The 25,584-nt window shown below is 71.3% G+C and carries 19 protein-coding genes and 2 pseudogenes; 12 read left to right on the top strand and 9 right to left on the bottom strand.

The features are described from left to right. Positions 1-68: 68 nt before the first annotated feature. The 4 genes from AAFN69_RS00635 to AAFN69_RS00620 all read right to left on the bottom strand — a co-directional run bounded on the left by AAFN69_RS00635 (position 69) and on the right by AAFN69_RS00620 (position 7,187). Positions 69-509 carry a phage holin family protein gene (locus AAFN69_RS00635; protein WP_347726214.1) on the bottom strand — a complete coding sequence of 147 codons (441 nt, stop codon included), beginning with the start codon at positions 507-509 and terminating at the stop codon, positions 69-71. Positions 510-639: 130 nt separating this feature from the next. Further along, the gene (nhaA, locus tag AAFN69_RS00630) at positions 640-2,031 is read right to left on the bottom strand and encodes a Na+/H+ antiporter NhaA (RefSeq protein WP_347726213.1); all 1,392 of its coding nucleotides are present in this window, start codon (positions 2,029-2,031) and stop codon (positions 640-642) included. Between the two features lie 451 nt (positions 2,032-2,482). Further along, a complete protein-coding gene (gene acs / locus AAFN69_RS00625; protein ID WP_347726212.1) occupies positions 2,483-4,438 on the bottom strand; it encodes an acetate--CoA ligase in 1,956 nt (651 codons plus the stop codon). Between the two features lie 385 nt (positions 4,439-4,823). Next, on the bottom strand, positions 4,824-7,187 hold the full coding sequence (locus AAFN69_RS00620) for a SulP family inorganic anion transporter (protein ID WP_347726211.1): 2,364 nt from the start codon (positions 7,185-7,187) through the stop codon (positions 4,824-4,826). Positions 7,188-7,473: 286 nt separating this feature from the next. Between AAFN69_RS00620 and AAFN69_RS00615 the strand changes: the two genes are divergently transcribed. Beyond that, complete coding sequence (locus tag AAFN69_RS00615; RefSeq protein WP_347726210.1) at positions 7,474-8,904, top strand: hypothetical protein; 1,431 nt, start codon at positions 7,474-7,476, stop codon at positions 8,902-8,904. A gap of 112 nt (positions 8,905-9,016) precedes the next feature. On the opposite strand, the gene AAFN69_RS00610 is transcribed toward AAFN69_RS00615, so the two are convergent. The 3 genes from AAFN69_RS00610 to AAFN69_RS00600 all read right to left on the bottom strand — a co-directional run bounded on the left by AAFN69_RS00610 (position 9,017) and on the right by AAFN69_RS00600 (position 11,017). Continuing rightward, a complete protein-coding gene (locus AAFN69_RS00610) occupies positions 9,017-9,433 on the bottom strand; it encodes a VOC family protein (protein ID WP_347726209.1) in 417 nt (138 codons plus the stop codon). A gap of 10 nt (positions 9,434-9,443) precedes the next feature. Beyond that, positions 9,444-9,863, bottom strand: coding sequence for a helix-turn-helix transcriptional regulator (locus AAFN69_RS00605; RefSeq protein ID WP_347726208.1), 420 nt, complete (start codon positions 9,861-9,863; stop codon positions 9,444-9,446). Between the two features lie 158 nt (positions 9,864-10,021). Further along, positions 10,022-11,017, bottom strand: a complete 996-nt coding sequence (locus AAFN69_RS00600; protein ID WP_347726207.1) for an ATP-binding protein — start codon at positions 11,015-11,017, stop codon at positions 10,022-10,024. 102 nt (positions 11,018-11,119) lie between these two features. On the opposite strand from AAFN69_RS00600, the gene AAFN69_RS00595 reads away from it, so the two are divergent. Beyond that, the gene (locus AAFN69_RS00595) at positions 11,120-11,959 is read left to right on the top strand and encodes an oxidoreductase (protein ID WP_347726206.1); all 840 of its coding nucleotides are present in this window, start codon (positions 11,120-11,122) and stop codon (positions 11,957-11,959) included. A 324-nt stretch (positions 11,960-12,283) separates the two neighbouring features. Here AAFN69_RS00595 and AAFN69_RS00590 read toward each other — a convergent pair whose 3' ends face one another. Further along, positions 12,284-13,180 (bottom strand): HAD-IB family hydrolase, encoded by an 897-nt coding sequence (locus tag AAFN69_RS00590; RefSeq protein ID WP_347726751.1) that lies wholly within the window; start codon positions 13,178-13,180, stop codon positions 12,284-12,286. A gap of 465 nt (positions 13,181-13,645) precedes the next feature. Between AAFN69_RS00590 and ssd the strand changes: the two genes are divergently transcribed. The 7 genes and pseudogenes from ssd to AAFN69_RS00555 form a co-directional block, all read left to right on the top strand. Next, positions 13,646-14,746 carry a septum site-determining protein Ssd gene (gene ssd / locus AAFN69_RS00585; protein WP_347726205.1) on the top strand — a complete coding sequence of 367 codons (1,101 nt, stop codon included), beginning with the start codon at positions 13,646-13,648 and terminating at the stop codon, positions 14,744-14,746. Continuing rightward, complete coding sequence (locus AAFN69_RS00580) at positions 14,743-15,888, top strand: TadA family conjugal transfer-associated ATPase (RefSeq protein WP_347726204.1); 1,146 nt, start codon at positions 14,743-14,745, stop codon at positions 15,886-15,888. Before ssd ends, AAFN69_RS00580 begins: the two co-directional genes overlap by 4 nt. A gap of 2 nt (positions 15,889-15,890) precedes the next feature. Next, positions 15,891-16,736, top strand: coding sequence for a type II secretion system F family protein (locus tag AAFN69_RS00575; RefSeq protein ID WP_347726203.1), 846 nt, complete (start codon positions 15,891-15,893; stop codon positions 16,734-16,736). 59 nt (positions 16,737-16,795) lie between these two features. Beyond that, a complete protein-coding gene (locus AAFN69_RS00570) occupies positions 16,796-17,500 on the top strand; it encodes a type II secretion system F family protein (protein ID WP_347726750.1) in 705 nt (234 codons plus the stop codon). Between the two features lie 21 nt (positions 17,501-17,521). Then, positions 17,522-17,773 carry a DUF4244 domain-containing protein gene (locus AAFN69_RS00565; RefSeq protein WP_347726202.1) on the top strand — a complete coding sequence of 84 codons (252 nt, stop codon included), beginning with the start codon at positions 17,522-17,524 and terminating at the stop codon, positions 17,771-17,773. Then, a pseudogene (locus AAFN69_RS00560) lies at positions 17,760-18,143 on the top strand (TadE family type IV pilus minor pilin); the annotation flags it as partial. The gene AAFN69_RS00565 and the pseudogene AAFN69_RS00560, both read left to right, overlap by 14 nt. Positions 18,144-18,373: 230 nt before the next feature. After that, positions 18,374-18,694: pseudogene (locus AAFN69_RS00555) on the top strand (Rv3654c family TadE-like protein); the annotation flags it as partial. 40 nt (positions 18,695-18,734) lie between these two features. Here the strand turns inward: AAFN69_RS00555 and AAFN69_RS00550 are convergent. Continuing rightward, the gene (locus AAFN69_RS00550; RefSeq protein WP_347726201.1) at positions 18,735-21,398 is read right to left on the bottom strand and encodes a DEAD/DEAH box helicase; all 2,664 of its coding nucleotides are present in this window, start codon (positions 21,396-21,398) and stop codon (positions 18,735-18,737) included. 79 nt (positions 21,399-21,477) lie between these two features. On the opposite strand from AAFN69_RS00550, the gene AAFN69_RS00545 reads away from it, so the two are divergent. The 3 genes from AAFN69_RS00545 (at position 21,478) to AAFN69_RS00535 (ending at position 25,485) form a co-directional block, all read left to right on the top strand. Beyond that, positions 21,478-21,831, top strand: coding sequence for an STAS domain-containing protein (locus AAFN69_RS00545; RefSeq protein WP_347726200.1), 354 nt, complete (start codon positions 21,478-21,480; stop codon positions 21,829-21,831). Between the two features lie 544 nt (positions 21,832-22,375). Beyond that, positions 22,376-22,816: an ATP-binding protein gene (locus tag AAFN69_RS00540; RefSeq protein WP_347726199.1), complete on the top strand. Its 441-nt coding sequence runs from the start codon at positions 22,376-22,378 to the stop codon at positions 22,814-22,816. 260 nt (positions 22,817-23,076) lie between these two features. Next, positions 23,077-25,485: a sodium-translocating pyrophosphatase gene (locus AAFN69_RS00535; RefSeq protein WP_347726198.1), complete on the top strand. Its 2,409-nt coding sequence runs from the start codon at positions 23,077-23,079 to the stop codon at positions 25,483-25,485. The last annotated feature ends 99 nt before the right edge of the window (positions 25,486-25,584 follow it).

The raw sequence follows: 25,584 nt of genomic DNA, 5'->3' as shown, positions 1-25,584 counted from the left end.
GCCGTTCCCGTTCGTACCGGCCGCCCGGTCGGACGCGGCGGACGGAGCGGGGGCGGCGGACGGAGCGCTCAGGCGGAGATCTTCGCCCGCGGCTCGCGGGACTCCCGGGGGTGCGGCTTGACGGTCTGGAGGACCGCCGCCGTCTGCTTCGCCGATGCGATGGACTTCTCCGGCGGCTTGACCTTCTTGAACTTGGAGATGGCCAGCAGTGCCAGCACCACCGCCAGCAGAACGAACGCACCGCCGACGATCAGGAAGGACCATGCCAGGCCGAGCCCGAGATTGTGGATCCCGTACGCCGCCGCGAAGCTGAAGACCGGCAGCGAGAACAGCGCCAGCACACCCGCCACGATGATGGCCACCGAGCCGATCGCGCCGCGCTTCACGTCCTGCCGGAGCTCCGCCTTGGCCAGCGCGATCTCATCGTGTACGAGTGCGGACATCTCGGCGGTCGCCGAGGCGACCAGCTGGCCGAGACTGCGCTCGGCACTGGTGCCGGGGTCGCTCATCGCTGCTCCCTCTCTCCTTCGTCTCTCCGGAACGTCGTCTCTCCGGAGCGGGCGTCGCCTCTCCGGAGCGCGGCCGGTCCGGTCGGCCGGTCGGCGGCCGGTCCGGAATCCGCAGGACTCCGCCATCAGATCATGCCGGACGGTCGCCGCCGCCGCTCGACGCCCCCGTCACTTCGGCCATGCGGCGGTGTTCGGCGGCCTTCTTCTCATAGATCTCCGCCATCCGCAGGTGGTACTCCGGGTTGTCCTGCTCGTACACGTCGGGGATGCCGTCCTGGTCCTCGTCGCGCTCCTCCTCCTCGAAGAGGGCACGGTACTTGCGCACCCGCATCTTGAGCAGGACCGCGGCGAGTACGGCGGCGATCAGCGATCCCGTCAGGACGGCGGCCTTCACCTGGTCGGTGAGGACCGGGTCGCCGGAGAAGGCGAGTTCGCCGATGAGGAGCGAGACGGTGAAGCCGATGCCCGCGAGGGTGGCCACGGCGAAGACGTCCGGCCAGGCCAGATCCTCGTTGAGCTCCGCCCGGGTGAAGCGGGCGGCCAGCCAGGTGCCGCCGAAGATGCCGAGGGCCTTGCCGACCACCAGGCCCAGGACGACCCCGAGGGTCTCGGGCTGGGTGAAGACATCGCCCAGCGCGCCCCCGGAGACCGCGACCCCGGCCGAGAAGAGCGCGAAGAGCGGCACCGCCAGCCCGGCCGAGAGCGGGCGCACCAGGTGCTCGATGTGCTCACCGGGGGAGTGGTCCTCGCCCTCGCGCCGGCTGCACCGGAGCATCAGGCCCATCGCGACACCGGCGATCGTGGCGTGCACCCCGCTGTTGTACATCAGCCCCCAGACGACCAGGGCGAGCGGGACATAGACGTACCAGCCGCGGATGTCCTTGCGGAGCAGGAACCAGAAGAGCACCAGACCGGCCACCGCGCCGCCGAGCGCGGCGAAGTTCAGATCGCTGGTGAAGAAGACCGCGATGATCAGGATCGCGAAGAGGTCGTCGACGACGGCGAGGGTGAGCAGAAACGCCCGGAGCGCGGAGGGCAGGGAGGTGCCGATCACCGCCAGCACCGCGAGGGCGAAGGCGATGTCGGTGGCGGTGGGGACCGCCCAGCCGTCGGTGGAGCCGCCGCCCGCGATGTTCACGACCAGATAGACCAGCGCGGGGGCGGCCATTCCGCAGATGGCGGCGATGACGGGGAGGGCCGCCGCCTTGGGGTCGCGCAGTTCGCCGGCGACCAGTTCCCGCTTGAGCTCGATTCCGGCGACGAAGAAGAAGACCGCGAGAAGGCCGTCGGCGGCCCAGTGCTGGAGCGAGAGGTCCAGACCGAGGGAGGCGGGGCCTATGTGGAAGTCGCGCAGTGCGTCGTAGCTCTCGCTGATGGGGGTGTTGGCCCAGATCAGCGCGGCGATGGCGGCCAGCAGCAGCAGTACGCCGCCGACCGTCTCCGTGCGCAGCGCGTCCGCCACGAAGGTGCGCTCGGGGAGAGGGAGTCGGCCGAGGAATTTACGGCGGCTGGGCGCGGCCATGTCAGGGAACCTCCGGGTCGGTCGGGCAGGGCGAAGCACTCGCCGACCAGACTTCCCGGCACACCTGAGTTCTCTTGTCGCGTTCTTGACGCGGGGCCTACCTTACCCAAGGTGCGCAAGGGCTTATCCGGCAATTTTCACTTGTGCTTACTTTAAGGGCATAACGCCCTGTCGGCCGGATGGCGGGGGGCGGGGGCGCTGGGGGCGCGGGCCCGGGGGTTTCGGGTGCGGCCGGCCGGGGTGGCCGGGGTGGCCGGGCCGGCCGGGCCGGCGGGTGCGGCCGGTGGCGTACGGGGCTCTCCGCGCGGGTCCCGGCCGGGCGGCCCGTACGCCTGCCGGGAACGCGGACGGCCGGGGTACCCCCCATGTCGCTGAGGGGTACCCCGGCCGTCCGTCCCCGCCGATGCGCGGGCCGCCCGGCGCCCACCGGCGTCGCCGGGCTCTGTCCGGGTCAGTCCTCCGAGGAGGCGCTCGGGAGCTTGGTCTGGATCAGATCCATGACCGAGGAGTCGGTGAGCGTGGTGACATCGCCCAGCTGCCGGTTCTCCGCGACATCGCGCAGCAGCCGGCGCATGATCTTGCCCGAGCGGGTCTTCGGCAGCTCCGCGACCGGCAGAACCCGCTTGGGCTTGGCGATCGGGCCGAGCGTCGCGCCCACGTGGTTGCGCAGCTCCGCGACCAGGTTCTCGTCCTCGGAGGCCGTGCCCCGCAGGATGACGAAGGCGACGATCGCCTGCCCGGTGGTCTCGTCGGCCGCGCCCACGACCGCCGCCTCGGCGACCTTGGGGTGCGAGACCAGCGCGGACTCCACCTCGGTCGTCGAGATGTTGTGCCCGGAGACGAGCATCACGTCATCGACCCGGCCCAGCAGCCAGATGTCGCCGTCGTCGTCCTTCTTGGCACCGTCGCCCGCGAAGTACTTGCCCTCGAAACGCGACCAGTACGTGTCGATGAACCGCTGGTCGTCGCCCCAGATGGTGCGGAGCATGGACGGCCACGGCTCGGTGAGGACGAGATAGCCGCCACCGCCGTCGGGGACCTCATTGGCCTCGTCGTCCACGACCGTCGCGGCGATGCCCGGCAGGGCGCGCTGCGCGGAGCCGGGCTTGGTGTCGGTGACGCCCGGCAGCGGCGAGATCATCATCGCGCCGGTCTCCGTCTGCCACCAGGTGTCCACGATCGGCGTCTTGCCCGCGCCGATGTGCTCGCGGTACCAGATCCACGCCTCCGGGTTGATCGGCTCACCGACCGATCCGAGCACGCGCAGGCTGGACAGGTCGAACTTGGCGGGGATGTCGTCGCCCCACTTCATGAACGTCCGGATCGCCGTCGGCGCGGTGTAGAGGATGGTGACGCCGTACTTCTGGACGATCTCCCAGAAGCGCCCCTGGTGCGGGGTGTCCGGGGTGCCCTCGTACATGACCTGCGTCGCGCCGTTGGCCAGCGGTCCGTAGACGATGTAGGAGTGGCCGGTCACCCAGCCGATGTCCGCGGTACACCAGTAGACGTCCGACTCGGGCTTCAGGTCGAAGACGGCGTGGTGGGTGTAGGACGTCTGGGTGAGGTAGCCGCCGGAGGTGTGCAGGATGCCCTTGGGCTTACCGGTGGTGCCCGAGGTGTAGAGGATGAAGAGCGGGTGCTCCGCGTCGAACGCCTCGGGGGTGTGCTCGGCGGACTGGCGGTCGACGATGTCGTGCCACCACACATCGCGGCCCTCGGTGACCTCGGTGTCCTGGCCGGTACGGCGGACCACCAGCACATTCTCGACCTGCGGGCACTTGGCGACGGCCGCGTCGATGGCGGGCTTGAGCGCGGTCGGCTTGCCCCGGCGGTAGCCGCCGTCGGCGGTGATCACCAGCTTGGCGTCGGCGTCCTGGATGCGGGAGGCCACGGCGTCGGCGGAGAATCCGCCGAAGACCACCGAGTGCGCGGCGCCGATGCGGGCGCAGGCCAGCATCGCCACGGCGGCCTCGGGGATCATCGGGAGATAGACCGCGACCCGGTCGCCCTTCCGGACGCCCAGCTCGGTCAGCGCGTTCGCGGCCCGCGACACCTCGTCCTTGAGCTGGGCGTAGGTGACGGTGCGGCTGTCGCCGGGCTCCCCCTCGAAGTGGATGGCCACCCGGTCGCCGTTCCCGGCCTCGACATGGCGGTCCACGCAGTTGTAGGCGACGTTGAGCTTTCCGTCCGCGAACCACTTCGCGAAGGGCGGGTTGCTCCAGTCGAGGGTCTCGGTCGGCTCGGTGGCCCACGTGAGCCTCCGTGCCTGCTCGGCCCAGAAGCCAAGCCTGTCAGCCTCGGCCTGCTCGTACACCTCCGCTGTCACATTGGCGTTCGCGGCCAGCTCGGCCGGCGGCGTGAACCGCCGCTCTTCTTTCAGAAGATTTGCCAGGCTCTCGTTGCTCACGACATCTCCCTTTCCCAGGGCGTCCTCTGTGCGTATGTGTCCGAGGCCATAGCTCACCAGCCAGAGCGCCGGGTGACAAGAGCCTTCCGATAATTGGTTTAGACCTATTGAGGCCGGGGGGCCGGACGGGGTGGTGGTTCCGGATGGTGACGCGGCCGGTCTCCCGGGCGGTGACAAGGGCGGCCCCTCCCTCCCGGGCGGCGGGAAGGAGGAGCCATCCCTACCCACGTACCGGGGCGGGAATTGGTTCAGGACCACTGCTCCGGATGGCTGACCTGCCGGAACCTCCCGGGAGGGGACGGGCCCGCGCCCTGGTGGGCGCGGCCCGCCGGGCCGGGTCCCGGCCGGTCCGGAAGCCGTCCTGAAGCTGTCCGGATACGGGCGGTCAGCTCCGGGCCTTCACCAGTGAGGGGGACGCGGGGGCGACCCGGTCGAACACCGCGTCGTAGGAGTGCTCGTCGCCGTTGGCGAGCAGATACGCCTGGGCCTCGCCGACATGGAAGTACATCCCGTGCAGTTTCAGGGTGCCCTCGGCCAGCCGTCTGGCCACCGCCTCATGGGCGCGCAGATGCTCCAGCTGCTGCACCACATTGGTCAGGCAGAGCTGTTCCACCGCGTCGATGGGGAGCCGCCCGGAGATGCGCACCCAGGAACGGTGCCTGCTCTTCATCCGCTCCAGGCTGGGCCGGCCGTGCCGCAGCCACCGGCTCAGCGGGGTGGCGGGGGCGCTCGACGGGGCGCGCAGCAGGACCTGCATCCCGCCGCATCCGGAGTGCCCGCAGACGGTGATGGTGTCCACCTGGAGCACCTCCACGGCGTACTCGATCGCGGCCGCAACCGAATCATCGCCGCTCTCGGTGCCGGGCAGCGGCACCAGATTGCCGACATTGCGGACGGTGAAGAGATCACCGGGCCCGCTCGCGGTGATCATGCTGGTGACCACCCGGGAGTCGGCGCAGGTGAGGAAGAGCTGCGAGGGGCGCTGGCCCTCGCGCTCCAGCTGGGCGAGCACATCGCGCACCAGCGGGGCCGTGTCGCGCTGGAAGGAACTCACCCCGTCCACCAGGGGATGGGCGGTGTCCCGGTCGGGGCGGTTGTCGCAGTGGTGGTTGCGCCAGGGTGTCCAGGGGCGGCAGCAGCCGTGGGTCTCCGACGCGGGTTCACTGATCCGGCCCCCGGACCGGCCGGTGAATTCCACGCTCCCGCCCTGAGCCACATGCGAGGACTGCCAGTCGTGGAGTGCCTCGTACGCGGCGTGGTCCATGAAGGAGCCGTCCAGCTCGACCACGCACTCCGTGCCGGGCGGCACCTGGCCGAGCGCTCTGCTGAGCCGGGGGACGGCGAGGAAGGTGAGCTGGCCGCGCACCCGCACCCGGTGGATTCCGTCCTGCTCCTCCTCGGTGATCCTGGTCCGGGTCAGCCGGTGCAGGGCGACGGCGACCGACACCGCGATCCCGATCGCCACCCCTTCCAGTACGCCGGCGACGACCACGGAGGCCGAGGTCACCGCGTACACCAGCATCTCCCGGTTCCGCTTGACGCTGCGGAGGTGGGTGATGTTGACCATCTGCACGCCCACCACCATCACCAGGGCGGCGAGTGCCGCCAGCGGGATCAGATCGAGGACGGGCACGAGGAGCAGGGCGGCGAGAACGATCCACAGCCCGTGGAGCATGGTGGAGTGCCGGCTGACCGCCCCGGCGGAGACATTGGCCGAACTGCGGACGGCCACACCGGTGATGGGCAGGCCGCCCAGGGCGCCCGAGACCACATTGGCGGCGCCCTGACCGGCGAGCTCGCGGTCGAGATCGGCGCGTGGAATGCGTACGTCCGGTGTCTTGCGGGCGGAGGCGAGCTTGTCCACGGCGACCGCCGACAGCAGGGACTCCACGCTGGCGACGAGGGTGATGGTCAGCACCGCGGCGATGAGACCGAGCTCCGGGCCGTCGGGGAGTCCGGGCAGGGCATGGCTCCGCCAGGAGGGGAGGTCGACCCGGGGCAGATGGAGCGCGGCCATGGCCGCGAGGGTGGTGGCCGCCGCGACGGAGGCGAGGGCGGCCGGGATCTTGCGCAGCCCGCGGCCCACCCGGCCGGGGAGGCGCGGCCACAGCAGCAGGACGGCGACGGTCAGGGCGCTGACCGAGATGGCGGCCGGGTGCAGATCGGCCAATTGCGCCGGGAGGGCCCGGACATTGGCCACGGCCGAGCTCTGCGGGGTGCCGCCGAGCACGATGTGGAGCTGTGCGAGGGCGATGGTGGCACCGATGCCCGCGAGCATTCCGTGCACGATGGCGGGGCTGACGGCGAGGGCCGACCGGGCCACACGCAGTGCGGCGAGGCCGAGCTGGGCGAAGCCGGCGAGAACGGTGATGGCGCAGGTGACGCGCCAGCCGTACTGCTGGATCAGATCGGCGGTGACGACCGTCAGCCCGGCGGCGGGTCCGCTGACCTGGAGCGGCGCCCCGCCGAACCGGCCGGCGACCAGGCCGCCGACGGCCGCCGCCACCAGACCGGCCTGGAGCGGTGCCCCGGTGGCGAGGGCGATGCCGAGGGAGAGCGGCAGCGCGATCAGGAACACGGAGATCGACGCGGACAGATCCGTCGCGGCGATACGGAAGCGGCGCGGGCCGCCCGGGCTGCGGGGGGTGTTCTCCCCCGCCTTCTTCGTCTTCTTCCCGGATTTCTTGCCCGTCTTCTTCCGGGGGTTCTCGGATGGGGGGTCGGTGCGGGTGGGGACGCAGGCGGACATGATTCCCGTCTCCTCCGGGGCAGCGCGGTCGCGGAATGTGGGGGACGCGGCCGTGGGTCACGGCGTGCAGCGGCGGGATACTCAACTCTCAGTAAATTGATCGTAATGCAGAGTAAAGACTGTGGCTGGTTATTCCGGGCAAATGGGTCACCGTTTCATTCGTTCCGGTGATTAATCCGGTTAATGCGGCTCGTCGCACCATCCCTTTTGACACCCCGATGCGACTTTGTCGGCGCCATCGACGCCGGTCGGTAAATCACAAAGTCATATGAAAGTGGGTGTGCGGATGAAGGCCGCCACACAGAGGATCGCCGCGGGCGCGGTAGCCGCGGCGCTGATCACGGGACTCGCCGGCTGCACGGGAGCCGGAGGGGAGGCCGAGAAGGAGGGCGCGCCGGGAGCCAAGAAGGCCGCCGCCGCCCCCAAGCCGGCACCGCGCCTGATCGGGGACGGCTCCACCGCCTTCACCGGCGCCCAGCCCCGCCAGCTCCTGCCCGAACGCTTGAAGCCCGGTCAGCGGCCACCGCAGTTCGTCGTCTATTCCTGGGACGGCGCGGGGGAGGACAGCCAGAAGCTCTTCTCACACTTCCGGTCGGTCGGCAGGAAGTACGGCGCGACGATGACGTACTTCCTCAGCGGCGTCTATCTCCTTCCCGAGAAGAAGGCCGACCTCTATCTGCCGCCGCAGCACTCCGCGGGCCGCTCCGACATCGGTTTCAACGACACCGAGGGGATCCGGGCCACCGTCCGCGAACTCCGTGCCGCGTGGCAGGAGGGCAATGAGGTGGGCACCCACTTCAACGGCCACTTCTGCGGCGCGGACGGCGGTGTGGGCACCTGGTCGGTCGACGAGTGGAAGAGCGAGATCAGCCAGGCCAAGTCCTTTGTGAAGAACTGGAAGACGAATTCCGGACTGACGGACGAACAGCCGCTGCCGTTCGACTACGACAAGGAACTCGTGGGCGCCCGCACCCCGTGTCTGGAGGGCCGGAAGAACTTTGTGCGGGCCGCGGCGGATCTGGGTTTCCGCTATGACACCAGCGGGGTCAACGACCAGATCTGGCCCGAGAGGGACAACGGCCTCTGGGACCTCTCGCTCCAGCTGGTCCCCTTCCCGGGGCGGGCCTTCGAGACCCTCTCCATGGACTACAACTTCATGATCAACCAGTCCGGGACGGTCAAGGGCGACCCCGCGTCCCACGAGTACTGGGGCGACCAGATGCGGGACGGCCTTGTGCAGGCGTTCGACCGCTCGTACCAGGGCAACCGCGCACCGCTGATCATCGGCAACCACTTCGAGTCCTGGAACGGCGGCACCTATATGCGCGCCATCGAGGAGTCGATCGCCACCGTCTGCGTCAAGAAGGACGTGCGGTGTGTGTCCTTCAAGCAGCTCGCCGACTGGCTCGACGCCCAGGATCCGGAGGTACTGGCGAAACTGCGCACGCTGGAGGTCGGCGAGGCGCCGAGGGGCGGCTGGACCTCCTTCCTCGCCGCTCCGGCCGTGGCTCCGGCGGGACAGCCGGCGAAGCCCGCGGGCTCGGGGAAGAAGGCTGCGGATCCGGGGAGGAAGGCCGCCGGGGCGGACGGAAAGCCCGGCGGGGAAAACGGTGAGGAGCCCGGCGGGGAGAGCGGCGGGGAGAGCGGCCGGGAGCCGGGCGCGGAGTCCGGGTCGGGAGAAGAGGCCGGCGGGGATTCCGGGGGCGGGTCCTCCTAGCGGTCCGGCCGCGGATCAGGACGCGGCCGGCGCGAGAACGTCCGCGGCCGTCGGCCGGTCGTCGTGAGCCGGATGGGCCGGCGAGGACCGGCGGGCGGCCGCGGACGGATGATCACTTCCCGCGCGGCTGGCTGAAGCGCAGCATGTTCCCGGAGGGGTCCCGGAAGGCGCAGTCACGGACTCCGTAGGGCTGGTCGACCGGCTCCTGAAGCACCTCGCCGCCCGCGGCCTGGATGCGCTCGAAGGTGGCGTCGCAGTCGTCGGTTCCGAAGATGACACCTCGCAGAAGGCCCTTCGCCAGCAGTTCCGCCATGGCCTGCCGGTCGGCGGGCGAGGCGTTCGGATCGGCGAGCGGCGGTTCGAGCACGATGTCCACATCGGGCTGCGACGGCGCGCCGACGGTGACCCAGCGCATCCCCTCGAACCCGACGTCATTGCGCACCTCCAGGCCCAGAACATCCCGGTAGAAGGCGAGCGCCTTGTCGTGGTCGTCGACGGCGATGAAGCACTGTGAAAGCTTGATTCCCATGCGTTTCACGCTACGCGCGGGGGCCGGAACCTGCTTCTCCATTCCTGATCGGTCGTGTGTGGATCTTGGCGATGCAGGCCGGGATGGCGGCGCCGTCGTCATGGCGGCGGGACCGGTAGGAGCTCGGGCTCTCGCCCACCAGCTCGCTGAACCGCGAGCTGAACGACCCGAGCGAGGTGCAGCCGACGGAGAAGCAGACCTCCGTCACCGTGAGGTCGCCCCGGCGCAGCAGTGCCTTGGCCCGCTCGATCCGGCGTGTCATCAGATAGCTGTGGGGCGTCTCCCCGAAGGCGTCGCGGAAGCTGCGGGAGAAGTGGCCGGGTGACATGAGGGCGAAGCGCGCCAGCGCCGGTACGTCGAGCGGTTTCGCGTACTCGCGGTCCATCAGGTCACGGGCCCGGCGCAGCCGGACGAGGTCCTCCAGATTCACCTGTTCACCATCCCACAGGGGTCCCGCAGAGCCGTCCTCCAGCCCCGCGCCCCTCCCGCTGCCTCGTCCCCTGCCTCGCCGCCTGCCCCGGTCCGTGCCCGTGCCCGTGCCCGTCCCCTGCCCCGGTCCGGCGCGCGGCCGGACCGGGGCGGCCGGGGTCAGGCGGGCAGCGGTGCGCTGACGTCGGCCGCCCACTCCCCGAGGACGAAGTCGGGGTCGATCTGCGCGGCCAGGTCGACCCCGGTCTTCGCGTTCCCCCAGGTCTCCGCGTTCTTCAGATGGAAGTGGACCATCTGGCGGGTGTACCGCTCCCAGTCGCGGTCCTCGTACGAGTCCTCCGCGGCGTTCTGAAGGGCCTGGAGCGCCATCCGGTTCTCCGCCTCCAGCAGTTCGAACCGCCGCGGCCTGCCCTTCTCCATCGCCCGCACCCACTCGGAGTGCCCGATGGTGACCAGCAGATCGTCACCCACCTCCTGCCGGAGGAAGTCCACGTCGTCCCGGCCGTGCACCTTGTTGCCGACGACCCGGAGCGCGACGCCGAAGTCGCGGGCGTACTCCTTGTACTGGCGGTATACGGAGACGCCCTTGCGGGTCGGCTCGGCGACCAGGAAGGTCATGTCGAAGCGGGTGAACATGCCCGAGGCGAAGGAGTCCGAACCGGCGGTCATGTCCACAACGACGTACTCGTCGGCCCCGTCGATCAGGTGGTTCAGGCAGAGCTCCACCGCGCCGACCTTGGAGTGGTAGCAGGCCACCCCGAGATCGGATTCGGTGAAGGGGCCGGTCGCCATCAGCCGGATGTCCCCGTCGTCGAGTTCGACCGTACGGGCGCAGGCGTCATAGACCGGGTTGCTCTCGCTGACCCGCAGCAGCCGCGAGCCGGTCCCCGGGGGTGTTGTCTTGATCATGGTGTCGGCCGACGCGATCCGGGGGTTGGAGCCCCGCAGATACTCCTTGATCAGCGGCAGTTGCGCACCCATCGCGGGGAGCGCTCCGGCCTGCTCCTCGTCGAGGCCGAGCGCGGCACCCAAATGCTGGTTGATATCGGCGTCCACCGCGACGACGGGTGCTTCATTGGCGGCCAGATGGCGGATGAAGAGCGATGACAGCGTGGTCTTGCCGCTGCCGCCCTTCCCTACGAAAGCGATCTTCATGTTCACCTAGGGTAGTGGTCAGGTTGCCCGTTGTTGTCAAGGTCGGTGAGGAAGACCACTCCAAGGTGGGGCGTGCGCCCGCGGCGCGTAGCCTCGCTGCCTATGAGTACGCATGCCTCGTCCGCCGCTCCGGCCGACCCTCTCGCCGCTCTCGGATCGCTGCCGGGAGTCCCCGATTCCGTGGATTCCGTGCGCAGAGCGGTCGACCGGGTCTACGGGCACCGGGTGATGCGTCGGCGCGGGGGTGAGGTGACCTCGGAGGCGGCCCTGCGCGGCGCGCGCGGGTCGGCGGCGCTCTCGGGCGCGGACTGGGCGCTGGAGGAGGTCCGCAGGCGCACCGACTTCCGGGGCGGGGCCGAGGCCCGCACCGTCGGGGCGGCGCTGCGACTGACGGCCGAGGCCGGCCAGCTCCTCTCCATCTGGCGGCAGTCACCGCTGCGGGTGCTGGCCCGGCTGCATCTGGTGGCCGCGGGCGGTACGGGTGACGACGGCGCCGTGGGACGCCCCCGGCTGGCCGGGGAACCGGTCGACGAGCCGCTGATCGAGGCCCGGCTGCCCGGCGCCGATGAGGTGGCGGGTCGGCTGGAGGGCCTGGCCGGGCTCATCACCGCCGGAAGCTCCGCCCCGGCCCTGGTCTCCGCCGCCGTGGTGCACGGGGAGCTCCTGGCGCTCCGTCCCTTCGTTTCCCACAACGGCCTGGTCGCGCGGGCGGCCGAGCGGATTGTGCTGATCGGCAGCGGCCTCGACCCCAAATCGATCTGCCCCGCGGAAGTCGGCCACGCCGAACAGGGGCGGGCCGCTTACGCCGCCGCTTTCGATCGCTATCTCTCCGGTGCGCCGGAGGGCATGGCCGCCTGGATCGCGCACTGCGGGCGGGCGGTGGAACTGGGCGTCAGGGAGTCGACGGCGGTCTGTGAGGCGCTTCAGCGCGGCGCGGCCTGACGCCCGGACAGGGTTGCGGCGGTACCGGAATTGGTACCGCCGCCTGCATGTCCGCCGAGGTACCAAGCGTCCTCGATGATGCGCCCATCAGGCCGGGAACTCTGCCCGTCACCTGGTGCGGCTGGCCCGTATTCGACGGGTCGACGTCGCGTGGGTGCTCAGCTTCCATGCTTCGGTCCGTGGGCCTTCATGCGTGTCACAGGTGATCCTCTCGGATGTCCTTGGTCTCGCGGGCCGTTGACTCCTTTGTACTCCAGTGGAGGGGGAAGTGGAACCTTTTGTCCTAGTTCTTTACTTTTAGGTTCACATAAAGGGCTCTGCGCTTCACCTGCGGGCGAGTCGGCCCGTCAGGCCGTTCAGGGTTTCCGCAGCGGCCCGGGCGGCCGCGGAGCGCCGGCGGCCGGCGTACCAGACCAGGCCCGCTGTCGCCGCTGCCGCCCCCACGGCCGCCGCTGCCACCAGGGCGGGGCGGGGCGGCATGGAGAAGCCGGGGAGCCGCTGCTTCAGCCGCACCGGCCGGTTGAAGACGAGAATCGGCCAGTCGCGGGCGATTGCCTCACGGCGCAGCGCACGGTCCGGATTCACCGCGTACGGATGGCCGACGGATTCCAGCATCGGGACATCGGTGGCGGAGTCGCTGTACGCGTAGCAGCGGGACAGGTCGTACCCCTCGGACTCCGCCAGCTCTCTGATCGCCTCGGCCTTCGTGGGGCCGTAGGCGTAGTACTCCACCTCACCCGTGAAGCAGCCGTCCTCGCCCACGACCATCCTGGTGGCCACCACCCGGTCCGCCCCCAGCAACTCCCCAATGGGTTCGACCACCTCTGCGCCGGAGGTCGAGACGATGACGACGTCGCGGCCCGCCGTGTGGTGCTCCTCGATGAGGGAGGCGGCTTCGTCGTAAATGATCGGGTCGATCAGATCGTGCAGGGTTTCGGCGACGATCTCCTTCACCTGCTGGACGTTCCAGCCCTTGCAGAGTGCCGAGAGATACTCCCGCATCCCCTCCATCTGGTCATGGTCGGCGCCGCCCGAGAGAAAGACGAACTGGGCATAGGCGGTGCGCAGTACGGCCCGTCGGTTGATCAGGCCGCCTTGGTAGAAGGACTTGCTGAAGGTCAGCGTCGAAGACTTCGCAATGACCGTCTTGTCCAGGTCAAAGAACGCGGCTGCACGAGGCAAGGAGTGGTTTTCCACGAGCTGAGCATAGGTGCCCGCCATTCGGCGTACGCTCACGCGTGTGGGTTTGCCTGAGAAGGCTCTCGGGTACACCATGGAAGTCACGGATCGTTCGCGACCGTGCTAACCCGGTCCGGCTCCTCCCCCCCCGAGTCGGCCGGAGAGACGACCCCCGCTCTCCCCCCCGGCGGGGGTCGTCGCATGTCCGGACGGGTTTTCGTCCGCTGTCGCCGGCTCACTTGATCGCTCCCCTCTCTTTCCCGCTCGATCGCGGCGGCCTTTTTCTCATGTTGCCTCGTCACTGTGTGTAGCGGAAGAGGTGCGTCGGGGAGTCACCGGTATGGGCTACGGGGTTATTCACAACCGGTCGGTTATCCACAGTTTTTCAGCAAGATCCACACGATTTCCGAGTGCGCTGCACCGTGATTCCTGCCGCCGAGATAGCGGACGCAGGGATTCACCGATCTCGCGACGAAGCGGGATCGCGGTAAGCAGGGGGTGGAGATCGTGGCTGGATCCAACACATCGAAGGGGACGGCGGCTGCCGGAGTACGGCGGCCCGGACCTCTGATCGTCACCGAGGACATGGAACTCCTCGACGATCTGCTGCGGCTGTGCGCCGCCGCGGGAGCCGAACCGGAAGTTCATCATTCGGTTCCCGAGCGCCGGGGTGTCTGGGAGGCCGCCTCGCTGATCCTGGTCGGCGACGACGCCGTCGGGCGGTGTGCCGGGGCCGCCCGGCGGCGGGGCGTTCTGCTCATCGGCCGCGGACAGGACGACCCGGATCTCTGGCGGCGGGCGGTGGAGATCGGGGCCGATTCGGTGCTGCGGCTGCCCCAGGGCGAGCGCTGGATCGTGGACCGCGTCGCCGATGTGGTCGAGGGCGTGGGCGAGCAGGCGCTGACGGTCGGGGTGATCGGCGGGCGCGGCGGGGCCGGGGCGTCCACTCTGGCCTGTGCGCTCGCGGTGACCGCCGCCCGCACCGGCCGGCGCACCATGCTCATCGACGGGGATCCGCTCGGCGGAGGACTCGATGTGCTCCTCGGGGGCGAGCGGACGGCGGGCAGACGATGGCCGGATTTCGTCTCTTCCAAGGGGCGGGTCGCCGGTGGGGCGCTGGAGGAGTCGCTGCCGCTGCTGCACCGGCTGAGGGTGTTGAGCTGGGACCGCGGCGACACCGTGAGTGTTCCGCCGGAGGCGATGCGCTCGGTGCTGGCGGCCGCCCGCCGCCGCGGCGGGGTGGTCGTCGTCGATCTGCCCCGCCGGGTGGACGAGGCCGTGACGGAGGCACTGGTCCAGCTCGATCTCGCGCTGCTGGTGGTGCCGGGCGAACTGCGCGCGATCGCCGCGGCGGCCCGGGTGGCGTCGGCGGTGGGTACCGTCCTCCCCGATGTGCGGGTGGTGGCGCGCGGGCCCTACACGGCGGGGCTGGACGACGGATGGGTCGCCGCCTCACTGGGACTTCCGCTCGCCGGTGAGCTTCCGCTGGAGGCCCGGCTGCCGCAGGCACAGGACGAGGGCGTGGCGCCGGGGAGCTCGGCCGGCCCGCTGGCGAGGTTCTGTACGGCCTTCTGGGAGCGGGCGCTGGCCAAGGCGGTGCCGGCATGAGCGTCACCCTGCTGGAAGCCGTGCGCCGGCGTCTCGCCGAGAGCGGTGCCGAACCCACCCCCGCCAGGGTCGCCGCCGCCCTGCGGGCCCAGGGACGGCTGCTGGGCGACACCGAGATTCTCGGCGGTACCGAGGAACTCAGATGTGAGCTGGTGGGCACCGGCCCGCTGGAGCCGCTGCTGGCCGACCCTCTCGTCACGGATGTACTGGTCTCCGCGCCCGACCGTGTCTGGGTGGACCGGGGGAGCGGTCTGGAGCCCGCCGGGGTGACCTTCGCGGACGCCGCGTCGGTGCGCAGACTCGCCCAGCGGCTCGCCGCGGTGGCGGGGCGGCGGCTGGACGACGCCCGTCCGTGGGTGGACGCCCGGCTCCCGGACGGCACCCGGATGCATGCCGTGATTCCCCCGGTGGCCGTCGGATCCACCTGTCTCTCGCTGCGGGTGACGCGCCCCCGGGCCTTCTCGCTCGATGAGCTGATCGCGGCCGGCACGGTGCCGCCGGGCGGGGACCGGGTGCTGCGCGCGATGGTCGGAGCCCGGCTGTCGTACCTGGTCAGTGGTGGCACCGGCACCGGCAAGACCACCCTCCTGGCCGCTCTGCTCGGGCTGGTGGGGGAGCGGGAGCGGATCGTCGTCGCCGAGGACTCCTCGGAGCTGAGGCCCTGCCACCCCCATGTGGTCTGTCTGGAGTCCCGCACGCCGAATCAGGAGGGCGCCGGCCGGGTCACCCTGCGCGATCTGGTGCGGCAGGCGCTGCGGATGCGTCCGGACCGGCTGGTCGTCGGCGAGGTGCGCGGCGCCGAGGTATCCGACCTGCTCAGCGCGTTGAACACGGGCCACGACGGATGCGGCACGGTGCACGCCAACGCCGCCGCGGATGTCCCGGCCCGGCTGGAGGCGCTCGGCACCGCCGCCGGTCTCGACCGTGCCGCGCTCCACAGCCAGCTGGCCGCGGCCCTGTCGGTCGTGATCCATCTGGTGCGGGACCAGGGCGGCCGGCGGCGGATCTCCGAGGTGCATGTGCTGGAGCGGGACACGGCCGGGCTGGTGCGGACGGCTCCCGCGCTGCGGTGGGGGCCGGACGCCTTCGTGCGGGACCGGGGCTGGGAGCGGCTGCGCCTGCTGATCGGAGATGCGCTGTGATCATGACGCAACCGGGATACGCGGCCGCCCTGTGCGTGGTGGCGGCGGCCTGTCTGACGGTGGGCCGGGAGCGGGGCCCGGCGCGGGCCCGGCTGCTGCTCGCAGGCGGCGGCGTGGTCCGGGTGCCGCCGAGATGGTCTCCCGAGCGGGTGCTTCCCATGGTGCGGGCCCGGCCGGAGTGGCTCTGTCCGCCGCTGGGGCTGCTTCTGGGGGCGCTGGGCGAGTCGGTGGTGCCGGTGATCGGGGGTGTGCTGGCGGTGCCGCTGGTGCGCCGCCGGCTGCGCGCCCGTGAGCTGGCTCGCGAGCGGGTGCGGCGCGCCGAGGGGGTGATCGCCCTGTGCGGCGCGGTAGCCGGTGAGCTGCGGGCGGGGGCGCAGCCGGGGCCGGCGCTGGTGTTCGCCGCGGCCTCCACCGGCGCCCTCGGGCCCGGGGAGGCGGCGGTGGTCGCGGCGGCCCGGTTCGGGGGCGATGTGCCACAGGCGCTTCGGGAGGCCGCCCGGGCACCCGGAGCGGGCGGGCTGGCCGGTGTCGGCGCCTGCTGGCGGGTCGCGGTGGACAGCGGGGCCGGTCTCGCCGCCGGGCTGGACCGGCTGGAGGCGGCCCTGCGGGCGGAGCGGGACCAGCGGGAGGACACCAGGGCCCAGCTGGCGGGCGCGTGGTCCACGATCGTTCTGCTGGCGGTGCTGCCCGTGGTGGGCCTGGCGATGGGCTGGGCTCTGGGCGCGGATCCGCTGCGGGTGCTGCTGCACACCCCCGGGGGCCTGCTCTGTCTGCTGGCCGGAGGGGTGCTGGAGGCTGCGGGGCTCTGGTGGGCCGCGCGGATCGTGCGGGCGGGTGAGGAGCCGTGAGCGTACCCGCCGGCCAGGCGCCGGCCATCGCGGTGTTCCTCCTGGTCGCGGTCGCCGCTCTGGTGGGATCGGCCGGGGCGGGGATACGGGCGCGCCGAGTCCGCGGACGGGGTGAACGGCTGCTCGCGGTGGAGCGGGAGCCCCGCCGCCGGTGGGCGCCGCTCGCGGCACGGGCCGGGGTGTGGGCCGCCCCGGCGGGTGCGGTGATCACCTGCTGGGTGCTGGTCGAGGGGATCCCCGGCCTCGCGCTGGGTCTCGCCGCTGCCTTCGGCGTACGGAGATGGCGGCGCACCCGGCCGGGCGGGGCCGCCGCCGACCCCGCTGTTGAGCGGGAGCTGCCTCTCGCGGCCGATCTGCTGGCGGCCTGTCTCACGGCCGGTGCGGGGCCGCGAGAGGCGGCGGAGGCGGTCGGCGACTCCCTGGGCGGCCGGGTGGGCGCGGGGCTGACACAGGCGGCGGCGGAGCTGCGGCTGGGCGGCGAACCGGCACGGGCCTGGGATTCCTTCGCCCGGCTGCCGGGAGCGGCGGAGCTCGCCCGCTGTCTGGAGCGCGCCGACTGCGCGGGTGCTCCGGCCGCCGAACCGGTGTCCCGGCTGGCCCGGCGTCTGCGCGACACCCGCGCCCGTGCGTCGGCGGCCCGCGGCCGCCGGGCCCAGGTACTGGTCACGGCCCCGGTGGGGCTGTGTTTTCTGCCCGCGTTTCTGTCGGTCGGGGTGGCTCCGGTGGTCATCGGGCTGGCGGGCGGACTGCTGCACGGCAACTGAGAGAGATCGGTGGGGGTCGGCATGACGGATCGAACACGGAATCGGACATGGAAAGGGCGGCGGCCGCCGGGATTCGGCCGGCTCCGCGAACGCGTGGACCTCAGGGGAGGCGAGGGCGGCGGGGCCGATGCGGGAATGGCCACCTCCGAGTACGCGATGGGGACGATCGCCGCATGTGCCTTCGCGGCGGTGCTCTACAAGGTCATCACCGGTTCGGCGGTCGCCGGGGCGCTGGAGTCGCTGATCGGGAAGGCGCTCGATGCGCAGTTCTGAGAGTGCCGTGCACCGGAGGGCGGGGGAGCTCCGTTCGGCGGACCGGGGGTCGGTGACGGCCGAGGCGGCCGTCACCGTACCGGCGATGGTGGTCTTCACCATGACGCTGGTGTGGGCGCTGGTGGCGGCCTCGGCGCAGATCAGGTGTGTGGACGCGGCCCGGGCGGGAGCCAGGGCGGCGGCGCGTTCCGAGACACCGGCGGAGGTGGTGGCCGCGGCCCGCTCGGCGGCTCCGGCCGGTGCGCGGGTCACCGTGCGGCGCGTCGGCGACCTGTGGCGGGTCCGGGTGGGTGCGCCCGCTCCCGGCCCGGGCGGTCTGGGGTTGACGCTCAGCGCCGAAGCGGTGGCCCTGGCCGAGGACACGGTGGGCGACCAGCCCGCCGGAGGGCCGGGCGGCCTCGGTGCTCCCGACGGCCCGGGCGGTCTCGGCAGCGCGGGCGATTTCGGGAACCCGGCCGGCTCCGGTGGATTCGGCGGCCCCGGGGGCTCTCGTGGAATCGGCGGTTCCGAGGGCTCCGGCAGCTTCGTCGGCCCGGGTGCCCTGGGTCGCCCGGGCGTCCCGGGTGATTCCGGCGCTCCCCGGCCTGAGGCGGTGTCGTCGTGAGGGCGGGCCGCGGCGGGGGTCCGGGACGGGGCCGGTTCCGCGCGCCGGGCCCTGGCCGCGCGGGGGACCGGGGGTCCGCGACGGTGTGGGCGGCCATGGCCGCGACCGTGCTCAGCGCTGTGTTCGGGGTGGTCCTGGCCATGGGGCAGGCGGTGGTGGCCCGTCACCGGGCCGGCTCGGCGGCGGACCTGGGTGCCCTGGCTGCCGCCGACCATGCCCTGTGGGGGCCGGTCGCCGCCTGTGCGAAGGCGGCCGAGGTGGTGCGGGCCCAGGGGGCGGAGCCGGTCCGCTGCGAGGTCCGGGGCGAGGTGGCGGAGATGACCGCCCGGACTCGCTTCGGCCCGTATGCCCCGGCCGTCAGATCCCGGGCGGGCCCGGCGGACCTCCCGGGGCTTCCGGGGCTTCCGGATCCGGCGCCTTCGCCCTCTCCGCCTCGGCCGCCTCCGCCGCCTTCGCCGGCTCCCCCGGACCTGCCGTCCGCTCCGGATCCCCGGACTCACCCGACCCCGCAGCCTGATGGAAACCCGCCTGCTCCGGATCCGCCATCGCCTCCGGGCCCGGAGTATCCGCAGCCTCCCTGAGCAGTTCGGTCAGCAGCCTCACCGCTCCCCGCTTGTGCAGTGGCTCATTGCCGTTTCCGCACTTCGGCGACTGGATGCAGGACGGGCAGCCGGCGTCGCACTCGCAGACCGCGATGGCCTCGCGGGTCGCGGTGAGCCAGGCCCGGGCGGTGTGGAAGGCCCGTTCGGCGAAGCCCGCGCCGCCCGGGTGGCCGTCGTAGACGAAGACCGTCGGGAGCAGGGTGTCCGGGTGCAGCGGGACCGAGACGCCGCCGATGTCCCAGCGGTCGCAGGTGGCGAAGAGCGGGAGCATGCCGATGGAGGCGTGTTCGGCGGCGTGCAGGGCCCCGCCCAGCTGCTCCGGGTTGATCCGCGCGGCGTCCAGCTGGCCCTCGGTGACCGTCCACCACACGGCCCGGGTGCGCAGGGTGCGCGCCGGCAGGTCCAGTTTGGTCTCACCGAGCACCTCACCGGTGATGAGCTTGCGGCGCAGAAAGGAGACGACCTGGTTGGTCACCTCGACCGAGCCGAAGCAGAGCCGCCCCTCACCCCAGGGGACCTCGCGGTCGGTCTCGAGCACGGCGATGGAGGTGGTGTCCCGGGCTGTGGTCGAGTACGGCGGCACGGCAGCCTCCACCAGCGCCACCGGGCCGTGCGGGTCGTCCAGCTCCAGCCGCCGGACCAGATAGGTGCGGCCCTGGTGGAGATGGACGGCGCCCTCGTGGACCGAGGTGTGGGCGGCCGACTCCTCGACCGTCCCCAGCAGGCGGCCGGTGGCCTCCTCCACGATCTGGACCGGACGGCCGCCCTCGCCCCGGATGTCGGTCATGTCGACGGCGCGTTCCCGCCGGGTCCAGTGCCAGCCCGAGCTCCGGCGGCGCAGCAGCCCGGCGGACTCCAGCTGGGGCATCAGACCGCGCGCCGCCGGGCCGAACAGAGCCAGATCGGAGTCGGTCAGCGGCAGCTCGGAGGCCGCCGCGCACAGATGGGGGGCGAGAACATACGGATTGTCGGGATCCAGCACCGTGGACTCCACCGGCTGCCGGAACAGCGCCTCGGGATGGTGGACGAGAAAGGTGTCCAGCGGGTCGTCACGGGCGATCAGCACGGCCAGCGCACCCCGGCCGGAGCGCCCGGCCCGGCCCGCCTGCTGCCAGAGCGAGGCCCGGGTCCCCGGGTATCCGGCGATCAGGACCGCGTCGAGCCCGGCGACGTCGACGCCCAGCTCCAGCGCGGTCGTGGCGGCGAGACCGAGCAGCTCGCCGGAGTGCAGCGCCCGCTCCAGGGCGCGGCGCTCCTCGGGGAGATAGCCGCCCCGGTAGGCGGCGACCCGCCCGGGCAGCGCGGAGTCCACCTCGGCGAGCCGCTCCTTGGCGATCACCGAGATCAGCTCGGCACTCCTGCGGGAGCGCACGAACGCCACCGTGCGGACCCCCTGCACGGTCAGATCGGTGAGCAGATCGGCCGTCTCGGCGGTGGCGGTGCGGCGCACGGGCGCGCCCTTCTCGCCGTGGAGCTCCGTCAGCGGGGGCTCCCAGAGCGCGAAGACCAGCTCACCGCGGGGCGAGGCGTCGTCGGAGACCTCCGCCACGGGCAGTCCGGTGAGCCGCCGGGCGGCCACGGAGGGCTCCGCCGCGGTCGCCGAGGCCAGCAGGAAGACGGGGTTCGCGCCGTACCGGGCGCATATCCGGCGCAGCCGGCGCAGCACCTGGGCGACATGCGAGCCGAAGACACCCCGGTAGGTGTGGCACTCGTCGACGACGACATAGCGCAGCGCGCGCAGAAAGGAGGACCAGCGGGGATGCGAGGGAAGAATGCCCCGGTGGAGCATGTCCGGGTTGGTCAGGACGTACGAGGCGTACTGGCGGACCCACTCCCGCTCCTCGAACGGAGTGTCGCCGTCGTAGACCGCTGGGCGCACCCGGTTGCCCAGCGGAGCGGCCAGTTCCTTCACCGCTCGGCACTGGTCGGCGGCGAGCGCCTTCGTCGGGGCGAGGTAGAGCGCGGTGGCGCCGCGCCCGTTCGGGGCCTCGGAGCCGTCGAGGAGGGCGGTGAGCACCGGGGCGAGATAGGCCAGGGACTTGCCGGAGGCGGTCCCGGTCGCGATGACCACCGATTCTCCGTCCAGGGCGTGCTCCGCGGCGGCCGCCTGGTGCGCCCAGGGGTGCTCGGCACCGGCCGATTGAATGGCGTTGATCACTTCCGGGCGGATGCGGTCGGGCCAGACGGCATGGCGCCCCGGTCGCGGGGGCAAGTGCTCCGTATGAGTGATGCGCGCGGCCCGGCCCGCCCCTGCGGCGAGCCGGTCGAGGACCGTACCGGGGGAGGGGCGGGTTTCCCCGCTCTCGGGTGGTCGTCTGGGACGGAAATTCTTGGCCATCGGCACCGAGTGTGTCACTGGCGTGACGGACAATGGTCCCAAGGCGTCGTGCATGGCTGCTGGTAAGTGATTGAATGCCATCGCGGCTGGCGACCGTCGCCCGGCTCCGCCGGGGAGACCCCAGGGGGCGGCCGCTCGATAGCAAGGTGCTGGAGGATCAGTGGACCTGTCCCTGTCGACTCGCAATGTGTCCGGGCCTGCAGGCGACCGTACGGTCGTCGAGGTCGGTGGCGAGATTGATGTGTATACCGCGCCCAAGCTGCGCGAGCAGTTGGTCGAGTTGGTGAACGACGGCAGCTACCACCTGGTTGTCGACATGGAGGGCGTGGACTTCCTCGACTCCACCGGGCTCGGAGTGCTGGTGGGCGGCCTCAAGCGTGTGCGTGCACACGAGGGGTCGCTGCGCCTGGTCTGCAACCAGGAGCGCATTCTCAAAATCTTCCGGATCACCGGTCTGACCAAGGTGTTCCCCATCCACAACACGGTGGACGAGGCCGTCGCGGCAACCGACTGAGGAAGCACGGCTCCGGTCAGTGACCGGGGCCCGGACCGGCTGTGGCCGGATGTAACCGGGCCCGGTCGTCGGCCGTGTCCGGAGGCGGGCGCGTTCCGCAGCCGGGCCGGCCGAGCACGTACCCGTGGCCGGTCGATATCCGCTCGAACCCGGCGGAAACCCTCCCGTACCCGACGAGAAGTCGCCGGTGCCGGGGGGCGGACCGTCCGGGGTCCGGGTGGTGGTGTGCGGCTCCGAGCTGTTCCGGTTCTTCCGGCACCGCTCGGCTGTGAGTCGTGCCCGGATATCGCCGGCGGCGCCGTGCGGCCGGCCATACGGAGTCCCGCGCCGCCTCCGGGCGGCTTCCGCGCGCGGCCGGACACCAAGGGCCGCCTGTGGGCGCCCGGCCCCTCGGGGCCGGAGCCGCAGCGAGCTCCGCCGCGCGCCGGAGAGGCGCGGGAGACAAGCCGGAGAGCTCGTGAAGAGAGAGCCGGAAGAAGGGAGGGGCACCGGGCAGCCGGCCCGGGTCCCTGAGATGCACACCCGTACGTCCGAGGGGGATCGCATGGCCACCGTCGAACTTCGCTTCAGTGCCCAGCCCGAACACGTCAGGACGGCGCGCCTGGTGGCCGCCGCCGTGGCGCGCCGGGCCGGTGTCGACGAGGCCGTACTGGACGAGCTGCGGCTCGCGGTCGGCGAGGCATGCAGCCGCGCCGTCGGTCTGCACCACAGTCATGGGATCACCTCGCCCGTACGCGTGGTGCTGACCGAGGACGACAAGGCGTTCTCCATCGAGGTCGGCGACGAGGTGCCCGCCCCGGGCGCGGACGGCTCCCGTTCGCCCGCCGGGGCCCGCGGTGCCGCCGCCGGCGAGGCCGATGAGGAGGACGAAATGGGCCTCGCTGTCATCAGGGGTCTCGTGGACGACATGGAAGTCGGCCACAGCGAGCAGGGCGGGGTGATCCGCATGAGCTGGCCCACCGCGCTGTCCGACGACCTCCCCTGACCCCTCGCGTTTTCCCCGAAGAGGCCCTGCTCAGCAGGGCCTTTTTCATTTATGCGCCTTGCAGATCAAGAAATACACAGATCATTGATCAAGCGTCAATGCCCTGGCCCCATTAGCTCTTTGGGGTCTGTTTTCGGAACTCGATCATTTGCGGCGCGGCGAATGCCGGTCAATTCCATTTGCTGCGCCCTGTTTTGATCGGGTCGAGCTCCCTACAATCCGTCCACATCTTGAGCTCTGAACTACGTCAAGGAGGACGAATGGCGGGGCTCGTCACCTCAGAACAAGCCGATCATTCCACTGCGCTCGCGGCTGCTGTACTCACGGATGACAATAGGTTGATCGTTGTTGTCATCGCGGCCGTGGCACTGGCAGCCCTTGTCGTGGCCCAGATCCTGGTTCGCCAGGTACTGGCCGCGGGCGAGGGCACCGATTCCATGAAGAAGATCGCGGCGGCGGTACAGGAAGGCGCGAACGCATATCTCGCGCGGCAGTTGCGCACCCTCGGCGTCTTTGCAGTCGTGGTGTTCTTCCTGCTGTTGCTTCTCCCGGCCGACGACTGGACACAGCGTGCCGGGCGTTCCGTGTTCTTCCTGGTGGGTGCGCTTTTCTCGGCGGCCACCGGATACATCGGGATGCGACTTGCCGTACGGGCGAATGTGCGCGTGGCCGCCGCCGCGCGAGAGGCGACACCGGCGGAGGGCGAGCCGCAGAAAGACCTGACGGCCGTCTCCCACAAAGCGATGAAGATCGCTTTCCGCACGGGCGGCGTGGTCGGCATGTTCACCGTGGGCCTCGGCCTGCTCGGTGCCTCGTGTGTCGTCCTCGTCTACGCGGCCGACGCCCCCAAGGTTCTGGAGGGCTTCGGCCTCGGAGCCGCACTCATCGCCATGTTCATGCGTGTCGGCGGCGGCATCTTCACCAAGGCCGCCGATGTCGGCGCCGACCTCGTCGGCAAGGTCGAACAGGGCATCCCCGAGGACGACCCGCGCAACGCCGCCACCATCGCCGACAATGTGGGCGACAACGTCGGCGACTGCGCGGGAATGGCCGCGGACCTCTTCGAGTCCTACGCCGTGACACTCGTCGCGGCGCTCATCCTCGGCAAGGCGGCCTTCGGCGACGCCGGACTCGCCTTCCCGCTGATCGTTCCGGCGATCGGCGTGGTCACCGCGATGATCGGCATCTTCGCGGTCGCCCCGCGGCGCGCCGACCGCAGCGGAATGACCGCCATCAACCGCGGATTCTTCATCTCCGCGGCGATCTCGCTCGTCCTGGTCGCCCTGGCCGTCTACCTCTATCTGCCGTCCTCGTACGCGGCCCTGGAGGGTGTCACCGAGGCGGCCATCCGCGACCACGCGGGTGACCCGCGGGTCCTCGCGGTCGTCGCCGTCGCCATCGGCATCGTGCTGGCGGCCCTGATCCAGCAGCTGACCGGGTACTTCACCGAGACCACCCGGCGTCCCGTCCAGGACATCGGCAAGTCCTCGCTGACCGGTCCCGCCACCGTCGTACTCGCCGGCATCTCCATCGGCCTGGAGTCCGCGGTCTACACCGCGCTGCTGATCGGCCTCGGCGTGTACGGGGCGTTCCTGCTCGGCGGTACGTCGATCATGCTCGCCCTCTTCGCGGTCGCGCTGGCCGGCACCGGGCTGCTCACCACCGTCGGTGTCATCGTCGCCATGGACACCTTCGGACCCGTCTCCGACAACGCGCAGGGCATCGCCGAGATGTCCGGCGATGTGACGGGCGCGGGCGCGCAGGTCCTCACCGACCTGGACGCCGTCGGCAACACCACCAAGGCGATCACGAAGGGAATCGCCATCGCCACCGCCGTACTGGCGGCGGCGGCCCTCTTCGGCTCCTATCGCGACGCCATCTCTACAGCGGCCAGGGAGGTCGGCGAGAAGGTCGGCGACGGCGCGCCGATGAATCTCGTCATGGACATCTCCCAGCCCAACAACCTGGTGGGGCTGATCCTCGGGGCGGCGGTCGTCTTCCTCTTCTCGGGGCTGGCCATCAACGCCGTGTCCCGGTCGGCCGGGGCGGTGGTCTACGAGGTGCGGCGGCAGTTCCGCGAGCACCCCGGGATCATGGACTACACCGAGAAGCCGGAGTACGGACGGGTGGTCGACATCTGTACGAAGGACGCTCTGCGGGAGCTCGCCACGCCCGGACTGCTCGCGGTGCTCACCCCGATCGCGGTCGGATTCTCCCTCGGGGTCGGAGCCCTCGGCGCCTTCCTGGCGGGTGCGATCGGCACCGGCACCCTGATGGCGGTCTTCCTCGCCAACTCCGGCGGCGCCTGGGACAACGCCAAGAAACTCGTCGAGGACGGCCATTACGGCGGCAAGGGCAGCGAGGCCCATGCCGCGACCGTCATCGGCGACACGGTCGGCGACCCGTTCAAGGACACGGCGGGCCCGGCGATCAACCCCCTGCTGAAGGTGATGAACCTGGTGGCGCTGCTCATCGCGCCCGCGGTGATTCAGTTCAGCTACGGGGACGACGCCAGCGCCGGGGTCAGGGCGGTGGTGGCGGTACTCGCCATTCTGATCATCGTCGGATCGGTGTACGTGTCCAAGCGGCGCGGCATCACGGTCGGGGACGACGAGCCCAACTCGGCCGGGCGCGGTGCGAAGTCACCGGATCCCGCGGTGGTCTCGTAGCAGCCGGCAACCCGTATTGACGCTCAAAAGGCGGGCGGATGGCACATATTGACGTGCTGTCCGCCCGTTTCCGTGCCGCCGTGAGCCTTCTCTCCCCGC

The sequence above is a fragment of the Streptomyces sp. CAU 1734 genome (assembly GCF_039888735.1).
Classification (GTDB): Bacteria; Actinomycetota; Actinomycetes; order Streptomycetales; family Streptomycetaceae; genus Streptomyces.
Note: the sequence above shows the minus strand (reverse complement) of the source record. Positions and strands in the feature narration are given on the sequence as shown.